The following is a 9,191-nucleotide window of genomic DNA, read 5'->3' as shown; positions in this document are numbered from 1 at the left end:
TTTCTTCTTTCTCTCGTCACTTTCGTTATTGGTGAACTCCGTTGCTGCCTTGCCGCAGCTCCCTCTCGCGAAGAAGCTTCGAAAAGGGGGAGGCACCCTTGCGGATGCCTCCCAAAATCACTCGGGCGCCATCAGGGAGGCAGAGCAGCCCGAGTGGAGTGACGCCGGTTGCATCACGGATCGATCCGGACGCAGAAGGTCACGATCGCGTTCTGCGCCGAGGCCAGGGCCCCGACGTTCGCGCTGATCAGACCGGTGTTGCCGTCGCCGGGCGAGGTGACCGTGCCCAGCGTCGTCGCCGGTGCACCGCAGCTGTTGCGCTGCCGCGTGTTGCCCGGGACGTTGTCGTTGATGAACACGAGCGTGATGCCCGCGGCCGTGGTGTTGGTACCCGTGATGCGATACGCGATGCACTGGCCCGGCGCCGTATTGGGACCGGCGGGGATCGGTGCGGTCGAGTAGCCCGCGTGCGGGCCAGGAGCGGCGCAAGACACCGCGACCTGTTCCTTCAGGAGCGTGAGGCCGTCCGTCACCGACGTGGTGTCGGTGGCCGTGGCGGTGTTGGCGCCGGTGTTGTACGTCGCCGTCACCGTCGTCACGTTCGCCGGATCCGCGGCCGTCGCGCTGCCCGGAGCGAACACGCGCACGAACACGGTGCGGGTGGCGCCCACGGCGACCGAGAAGGTCGTGGCGGTCGAGATCTGGTTGGCCGCGACGTCATCGACGCCCGGATCGAACACGCCGTTGCTGTTGCCGTCGACGTACGCGATCGAGGTCCAGCCCTGGCCCGAACGGGAATCCGTGAGGAATCCGAGCGAGAAGGTGATGGGTTCGGCCGCGTTGCCCAGGTTGGTCACGACGTGCGTGTAAGTCACCGCGCCGCCGGGGAACGTCTGCTGGGTGTTGTTCGGCGTCACCGTCACGGAGTGCACGGCGTTGACCGTCACGCGATCGCGCTTCACGTCGGACACGGTGCCGTTGAGCGCCGAGGTCGCCGTGAAGTCGATGTCGTAGTTGCCCACCGTGGCATTGCCCGTGTTGGCCGCCGGAACCGTCACTTCCGCGCAGATCAGGCGAGCGCTGCTCGCGTTGATCGTGCCCGTGGTCGTGAGGCCCGCGCCCACCGTCGAGCAGTTGCCCGCGCCGCCGTCGGCCCGGAACGTCACCGTCCAGCCGGCCGGAGCCGCCGAGGAGGTGAGGTTGAACGAGTCGTTGATGGCGCCGGTGTTGTTGACGAACAGCTGGAAGCGCGTCGTGGTCGGACCGGACGTCGACGGGGTCACCGTGTTCGTGGTGATGACCGTCGTGCCCGTCGCGCCGAAGCCCGTCGTCCCGGCGTTACCCGCCGCGGCAGTACCCGGGTTCGTCGTGATGTCGGCACGCGCCGTGTTGTTGGTGACGTCGACCGTGTTGGCCGCGACCAGCGTGAGCGTGTCGATCACCGTGTCCGTGCGGGCGTTATCGAACGTCGACGTCGCCGTCTTCGTGATCGAGAACGGGCCGCCCGTGGCGGTAACCGGCAGCTGCACGCGCAGGATCACGCGGTAGCCGCATCGCTGGTTGGGGGTGTCGGTCTCGAAGCCCGGCAAGCACGCGCCACCCGAATACACCGGGATGGACGGCGTGGTGTTGCCGATGAGCGACGTCACGCCGTCGGACTGCAGCAGCGTGAACGTGGAGCCCAGCGGCCAGCCGGCTTGCCCGGCGATCGAGATCAGGAACGTGTCGGCGGCGTTGCCCGTGTTCCAGATCACGTTGGTGAACGACAGCGTGGAGCCCGCGGCGGCGCTGGCGATCGTCACGGGTTCAGCCGTGCCGTTCACGCTGCTCGTGGTCGAGCCGTTCGCAACAACGTTCGCAACCTGCAGGACCTGGTAGGCCGCCGTGTTCGTGTTGACCAGCGGCGTCTGCGTGGAGGTCTGGTAGGTCGCGGTGTTGTTGAGCAGGCCCGGGGCGATGCCCGCGGCGATCGTCACCTGGAACGTCACCGTGCCCGAGTTGCCGGCCGGCAGCGACGAGATGATGGCGTTCACCGTGCGCGTGCCACCGTTGTAGTCGTACGTGATCGTCGGGCCGGGACCTTGCGCGCCGTCGACCGCGTCCGTGAGCGCCGGAACGAAGGCACTCCAGCGGCCGGAGCCAGCGATGTAGTTCATGCCGACCGGGAGGGCGTCATGCAGCTCGAGGGCCGAGGCCGCGACGCTACCCGTGTTGGTGAACGACAGCGTGACCGTGATCGGACCGGCGTTCGGGGAAGGACCGCTCGTCTGCGACAGCGACTTGGTCACCGTGACGGCCGAAGTGGCCACCGTGGTGGTGTCGAGGTTCGTCAGCGCGGGGCCGCCCGAGGTGTCGGTCACCGAGACCGTGATCGTGCCCTGCTGCGGGGCGGTGGCCGTGCCCGGCACCGTGCCGGCGACCACGAAGCGGAAGACTCCGCCCATCGCGAGGGGGCCGGTCGTGGTGATCGGCGTGAAGTTGTCCGGCACACCGTTGTTGTCGGCGTCGAGGTAGTACACCAGGCCCGTGTGGGCGAAGGCGCCACCTGTCGTCGGCACGTTCAGTGCATACGTGTCGGTTCCGTTACCCGTGTTCGTGATCGTGTGCGGGAAATAGACCGGCTGGCCGGGGCTCGCCGTGCGGAAGCCCGGGGCGTCGAGCGTGAAGCTCTTCACCTGGGAAACCGTGGTCAGCACCTGGTTCGAGGTTGCGGTACGGGCTGCACCGCCGGCGTCGTTATACGTGGCGGTCGCCTGGTTACCGATGACCGTCCCGACGGGCGGGGCCGCTTGCGCCGTACTGGACGCGAGCCCGAACAGCAGCCCTGCGACCAGCACGATCAGCGCCATGACGACGTTGCGGGTGGATCCGCGCGCCATGGCTGCTTCGTGGTGGGAACTCATTTCTTTCTCCTTGGGTTGGGTCTTGCCAAACAAATCGGTCTTGCTGAACAAAAACGCCGAAACCGGCGAGAGCCGGCTTCGATTCCTGAAAGGGGTCGGGAACAGGGGGGTATTCACTTGCGCACCCCGGGGCTGCCCGGCGTGACGGGCACGTCGTCGAGGACGCGAACTCGGGCCACGTAGCTGGCCGATTTCTCGCCGCCGAGGTCGATCGGCGCCCAGCGCAGCATCCGGTACTCGCGGACCGGGACGATTTCTTCGACGTCGACGCCGTTACGCTTCACGACGCGCTTCAACGGCAGGTCGGCGAAGCGCTTGCCGTCGTCGGTTGCCTTCGGGTTCGCGGGCTTGGCGCTGCCGGGCACGAACTCGACGTTGGTCGGGATGGGCAGCGTCGCCTCGATCATGGTGAGGGTCGTCTTGCCGGTGTTCCGGAAGGTCGCCGTGTACTCGAGGATGTCGCCCGGCTTGGCGGCCTCGGCGCTCGTGAGCTCTTCGCGACCGTCGGCCGTCTTCACGACCTTGCGGGCTTGCAGCTCGCTCGCGAGCGGGCCGGTCGCCGGCGCCTGGGACCAGGCGGTGGGGGCGACGAGGAGCGCCCCGGCGAGGGCGCTTGCGATCAGCAGTGCTTGCTTCATGGGGCATGTCTCCTTGAACAGAGCGCAGGATACGCATTTCGCATGCGGAAACCGTGTGCAGAAGTGCACACCGCATGTGTTTCGCGGTTTTCAATTGAAATTAGGGTGTAATGCGTCATTTTTTGTATTTGTTATCAGACGCTTGTGCACGCGATGTGCGGAACATCACAATCCACTGATGTACCTCCCCGGAATAGAGCATACAAAGTGCTCAACTATTTGAATTTATTGTTTTATCCGGCGCCTTATTGGCGCTCGTCCTGCGGGCCTGGCGCGGGCCCTACAACCGTAGGAAAAAGTAGGAAAACGGATACCTTCGGCGCGATATCCCTCAATGCCCCCCCCAACGGCTCTTTTTCGATCCGCTCGTGGGAGAGGAACGCAGGCCCTGCGCAGTCCCCTTTCGCGCCCTTTGTGCGGGCGCTCCGGGAACGTGGGCCGCGGAGAGCGCGGCCAGGGCTGCGAGCGAGAACTCGGTGATCTGCCGGGCAAGGCGCTGGCGGGAGCCATGCCCGGAAACGACACTGGGATAGATGCGCTCGATCGCCGGGCGGCCGAACAGGTACAGCAGGCATTGGCCGGCAATGCTGAGGGAGGCGAGCGTCACCTCCATGTCCGGCACGCGGGAGCCGACCAGCTCGCGAACCACCGAGCGGATCATCTCGAGCTGGGGGCGCGTCATGTCCTCGATCAGGCGATCGAGGTGGGGCGAGGGGTCCATGGCCTCGTGGGCCAGGATGCGGCCGAGCGCGGGTGAGCGGGCTTCGGGGGCGAGGCCTTCGAGGAAGGCGTAGACGAGGCGGTGCAGGCGCGTTTCCGCGGTCTGGCCGCGGCGGTCGGCGCGCCCGGGCGGAAACTTGGCCATGGCCTCGCCCGCCAGGTGGCGCAGCGTGGCCCGGTACAGGCCTTCCTTCCCGCCGAAGTAATAGTTGATCGCGGCGAGGTTGGCCCCCGCGGCGAGCACGATGTTGCGAATCCGCGCTCCGGCGTACCCGTGCTGGGCGAACTCCTCCGAAGCCGCGGCGATAAGGCGCCGGCACGTCTCGTTGTCGTGCATGGCGCTGGGTTGGCCCAGCATCTTCTTCTTCCCTCCCTGACCTGCTTGTTGTTGTTGTTTCAAACAAATTTTTGAAACATCAGTTTGCACTAATTCTGGCAGCTCTTGCAAAGCCAAATTGCATTGGATGCAATGGGTTAGGAAGGAGAGTTCACGTCAGGTCGACGAACGGGCCAAAACGGCCGACAGCCGGTCTTCCCCGGATATGTGAACTATTCAACATTCCGCAGCCGAATCCGCCCTCGGAGGGCACCCCGGCGCGGGCGAACAATGGCGACCTTATGAAGCCCGCCCTGCTCGCCCTCCTCCTCCTGCTCACGGCCGCTCAAGTCGCCGCGAGCGTGACGGGCGAGGCAGCGTGGCCCCAGCCGAAGGTCCAGGCGACCCGGCTGAAAGTGGAAGTCACCGATTCGGCTTCGACCGCGACCCTGGTCCTGTCCCCCCTGCCCGCGACCAAGGCGGCCGGGCCGGAGGACACCACCCAGAAACGCACGCGCATCGGCGCTCGCCGCGACCTGGCCGCCGACCTCGAGTCCGTGTCGGGGCCCGCACCGGGCTCGCATTGGGAACGCGCGGCCGACGGTGGCTCGGTGACCCGCATCGCCGTCGCCTCGCCCGGGGCGCTGGCGCTTCGCCTCGGAATTCGCCTCGCGGCCGCACCCGCCGGTGCGGAGCTCCGCTTCCGCGGGGCCAACGCCACGGTGGTCGGCCCGATCCCCGCGCAAACAGCCCTCGAGGCGACGCATGACCAAGGCGTCTACTGGAGCCCGGTCACCGAGGGCGGCCTGCAGACGGTCGAGCTCTGGATTCCCGCCGGGGCCGATCCCGCCCGGGTGAAGCTGGAGGCCGAAGCGGCCTCGCACCTCGTGGCCCAGCCGTCGTCGCGTTTCAAGTCTTCGGGCATCGGCGCCGCGGGCACCTGCCACGAGGACGTGGCCTGCGTGGCGAACTCCAATCCGGCCGTGGCCCGAGCCGCCCGTGCGGTCGCGAAGATGGTCTACACCGAGAACGGCGTGACCTACCTGTGCACCGGCACGCTGGTGAACGACGCCGACCACGCGAGCCAGGTCCCCTACTTCTATACGGCCGCGCATTGCGTCGGTTCGCAGGCCGCCGCCGCGACGGTCAACACGTTCTGGTTCTACGAAGCCAACGCGTGCCCCGGCAAGTCGATCTCCAACTACAAGCAGCTTCCCGGCGGCGCCAAGCTGCTGCACGCGAACGCCGATACCGACGTGGCGCTCCTGCGCCTGGCCGAGCGCGCCCCCGACGGTGCGTGGTTCGCGGGCTGGGACGAGGCCGCGTTGCCCGTCGGCTCGCCACTCGTGGCGATCCACCACCCTGCCGGTGACCTGAAGAAGGTCGCGATGGGCACGACCCTCGCACCGACGGCCTCGTCGTCCGGCGCGAGCTACTCGACGGTCACGTGGCTATCGGGAACGACCGAGCCGGGCAGCTCGGGCTCGGGTGTCTTCACGCTCCAGGGCGGCGAATACGTGTTGCGCGGCGGCTTGAGGGGCGGCAGTGCCTCCTGCATCAACACGGGCCGCCCCGAGGACCCGTCCAATCGCGACTACTACTCGCGCATCGATCTCGAGGCGGTGTCGCTGCGCACGATCCTCGCCTCCGGCCCCGCGCCGCTCGAGGACTACACGGACATGTGGTACGACCCGGCCGAGGCGGGCTGGGGCGTCTCGATCCAGCAGCACCTGTCGAACAAGACCTTCGTCACGTGGTTCGCGTACGACGCGGATGGCCTGCCGACGTGGCTCGTGATGACCGATCCGCAGTGGACGTCGGCGGCGACGCTCGAAGGGGCGCTCTATCGCACGACCGGCACGGCCTGGGACAAGCCTTGGGACGCTTCGCGCCTCACGGTGGCGCTCGCGGGCCGCGGCCGCATCGATTTTGGCTACAACGGGGCCGCAACCGCGACGCTCACGGTCGACGGACGCGCGGTCGTGAAATCCCTTCGCCGGCAGGCGTACTAGCTCAGGCGGCCCTTTGTTCTTTATCTAACACTTCGAAGCCGCACGAGAGCCAACCGCGACCCTGGCGGCGCACGCGGTTGAGCGCGATCACGAACACGCATTCGTCGATCGCGAGCTCATAGCGGGCCCGCGGGTCATAGCTGCCTTCCGTGACGACGAGGGCATCTCCGCGGCCACAGGCGTCGGCGCCGGGAAGGAAAACGGCATCCAGCTGGCGCACACCCCGGCCGTCCGGACCTGCGATGCGCTGCAGGCGCACGGGACGCGCGGATCGCGTGCGGATCTCGACGCCGATCACCAGGCCCGCCGTACCGTCGGGAACGCGGCGCATCACCTCGCCCACGGCCAGGTTGCCGTTCTCGGAAATCGCAACGAGGTCACCCACTCCGATGTCTTCCTGGTCGCCGAGCGGGGCATGCAGGCCGATGCCGCCCTCGGAGACATCCGCGAGTCCCATCCAGCGGCGCTTCAACTCGATCTCCTGCAGCGAGTCGATGGCGTCGCGAAGCCGCGCGCCCTCCTCGACCAGCTGCAACGTGGCGCTCGTCGATGACGGGTGGCGAGCGGCGGATCCGGCCAAACGGGCGCCCGCGGCGATCTCGCGCACTCCGACGAAAACCTCCACGGTGCCGCCCTCGACCAGCTTGCGCTCCTCGCGACGCGCCGGCGCCGTGCCGCGAAGCTGCTCCACGAGGGCATGCAGATGATCCAGCACCGCGACGTGCTCCTCGATGCGGAATTTCACGCTGACGCCGGCGCCGGGAAAGATCCGGCCGCCGTGGAAACCCCGTTCGACGATCGCGAGCTGGCGCGGCAAGGCTTCGAGCACGAGGAAACGAACATCGCCGGCCGCGGCGACGTCGCCCGCACGCAGGCGGTGGCCCTTCGAGACATCGACCCACATCGAGGTACCCGACGCTGGCGCGGTGCGGGACAAGGCGTAGTCGCGCGACCAGCGGCTGATCCACGCATCGGCGATCTCGACCTGTTGCCTCGTGAGGTTGCCGGAGGTGAAGTAGCCGAGGAGCAGCGCACGCGCATACAGGTGCGGGGCCTGCCGGGTGAGCGTCGCCCCATCGGCTTCGCACACGACCTCGGTCTCGGAGACGCCCAACGCCTCGGCGACGCGCAAGGCACGGCTCGCGCGCGCCATCAATTCATTCGGGCACGGCATCGAGGCGATGGCATGCCACTTCACCGAGTCGCCGGCCATGCAAAGCGTGGCACCGATGAGCGCAGCCGCCGAATCGCGGCCGGCGGAGGCATCAGCTGCGCTGGCCGCCGCGGCGCACCAACGCCACGTCGCGTTCGCCGCCCAGTGCGCGAGCTCGCGGTCCTCGCTCGTCCATTGCAGGGGGTTGTCTAGCAGGCTCTCCTGGTCGCGGTTCAGGATGCAGCGGAACGCCTGCGCGCTTTCGGCGAGCTCGGTGCCGCGCGAGGCGAGATCGCGCCCCGGCACGCGAGCCAGCGAGGCGAGTGTTGCCGCGATGCGGCCGCGAAGATCGGGCGAGCGCAGTGTGAGCTCGCCCTCGTGGCAATCGGCCAGCGTATCGAGAAGCGTCGCGACCGACATGTCAGGCCGCCTTCTGGAGGGAAGGGCTGCCCATCGGCGCGCCTCCGATCAGGCGCGCGCGCAATTCGCTGGCGGCCAGCTCGCCCGTCAGGTCCCAGTTGGCCTGGATCCAGTTCGGCATCTGCGGCCACGGACCGATGTGCTCGTCGTCGCGTTGATCGGCGCTCGATTGGGCGAAGCGCGGGTGCATCGGAGCCACGCGGCGGCCGAGTCGCGCGACCTCGGGCCAATCCGGAGACTCGGGATGGGCGCGGAAGAAGGCGTGCGCGAGGCGAACGTAGCGCTCGGGATTGCGGTCGAGGAAAGTGATCTCGAGGTTCGCGAGCCACGCCGGCTGGCTTTCCGGATGCTCTTCGGACACGAGATCGAGGAGCTCGCCGGCGCGCGAGGCGAACCCATCTTCGAAAAGCAGGCGCGCGCACTTGATGATGCGCTCCGTGTCCGCGAGATCGGTGGTCGACCGAAGCACGCCGGGGAATCGCGCGGCGAGATAACGCTCGCGGATACGTCGTGCGCCGGCGTCCAGGCCACTCGTGGTTTCGGGCTTCGGTACGGTTTCGTCGCGACGCTCGGATTCCCGCGTCAACGTGATGGGACCCCTCGAGGGCACGGGGCTTTCCCAGACCAGCGCGTCCAGTTCCGGGACGGCGGGCGCGGGCGCGAAGGCATCCGGCTCGTGCGTGACCGGCGTGGAATTCTTCGGGGGCCACGTTCCGGCGAGCTTGGCGTTCGGGTCGGCCAGGGACTTGAGGCTCGTGATCGTGCGGGACCCCGTGTTCGTACGGGACCCGACGCTCGTCTTCGATCCAGGGGTCGTGTTGGAACCTGATTTCGACCGCCCCTTGGCAGGCATCGCGGGCGAGATTCTGCCGGAATGACCCATGAAGAAGAAGAGGGTTACGAACCCGAGCAGGGCAGCGATCGCGAGGAAGGAGGGCGTCATGGACCGTATCTTTCGTCCGCGCGGCCCCCGGGGCTATCGGACAGCGACGGAAACCTCCCAGGGCGGACGCTTACAGCGCGAGGCCT

Annotated in this window: 6 protein-coding genes; 1 reads left to right on the top strand and 5 read right to left on the bottom strand. The window is 67.8% G+C overall.

Annotated elements, in window-relative coordinates; genetic code table 11:
• Positions 1–173 precede the first annotated feature (173 nt).
• The 3 genes from DSM104443_RS09135 to DSM104443_RS09125 form a co-directional block, all read right to left on the bottom strand.
• Positions 174–2,903, bottom strand: coding sequence for a beta strand repeat-containing protein (locus tag DSM104443_RS09135; RefSeq protein WP_171091490.1), 2,730 nt, complete (start codon positions 2,901–2,903; stop codon positions 174–176).
• 113 nt (positions 2,904–3,016) lie between these two features.
• Positions 3,017–3,541: a DUF11 domain-containing protein gene (locus DSM104443_RS09130; protein ID WP_171091488.1), complete on the bottom strand. Its 525-nt coding sequence runs from the start codon at positions 3,539–3,541 to the stop codon at positions 3,017–3,019.
• 331 nt (positions 3,542–3,872) lie between these two features.
• A complete protein-coding gene (locus tag DSM104443_RS09125) occupies positions 3,873–4,619 on the bottom strand; it encodes a TetR/AcrR family transcriptional regulator (protein WP_171091486.1) in 747 nt (248 codons plus the stop codon).
• Between the two features lie 260 nt (positions 4,620–4,879).
• Here DSM104443_RS09125 and DSM104443_RS09120 point away from each other — a divergent pair, with 260 nt between their 5' ends.
• Positions 4,880–6,589 carry a trypsin-like serine peptidase gene (locus tag DSM104443_RS09120; RefSeq protein WP_171091484.1) on the top strand — a complete coding sequence of 570 codons (1,710 nt, stop codon included), beginning with the start codon at positions 4,880–4,882 and terminating at the stop codon, positions 6,587–6,589.
• Position 6,590: 1 nt separating this feature from the next.
• Here the strand turns inward: DSM104443_RS09120 and DSM104443_RS09115 are convergent, their stop codons facing one another.
• Together DSM104443_RS09115 and DSM104443_RS09110 are read right to left on the bottom strand one after the other, a co-directional pair.
• Positions 6,591–8,162 (bottom strand): hypothetical protein, encoded by a 1,572-nt coding sequence (locus tag DSM104443_RS09115; protein WP_171091482.1) that lies wholly within the window; start codon positions 8,160–8,162, stop codon positions 6,591–6,593.
• A 1-nt stretch (position 8,163) separates the two neighbouring features.
• Positions 8,164–9,105, bottom strand: coding sequence for a hypothetical protein (locus tag DSM104443_RS09110; protein WP_171091480.1), 942 nt, complete (start codon positions 9,103–9,105; stop codon positions 8,164–8,166).
• Positions 9,106–9,191 lie beyond the last annotated feature (86 nt).

The organism is Usitatibacter rugosus, from assembly GCF_013003965.1.
Classification (GTDB): Bacteria; Pseudomonadota; Gammaproteobacteria; order Burkholderiales; family Usitatibacteraceae; genus Usitatibacter; species Usitatibacter rugosus.
The sequence above is the reverse complement of the archived record's forward strand: the minus strand, read 5'-3'. Positions and strand labels throughout refer to the sequence as shown.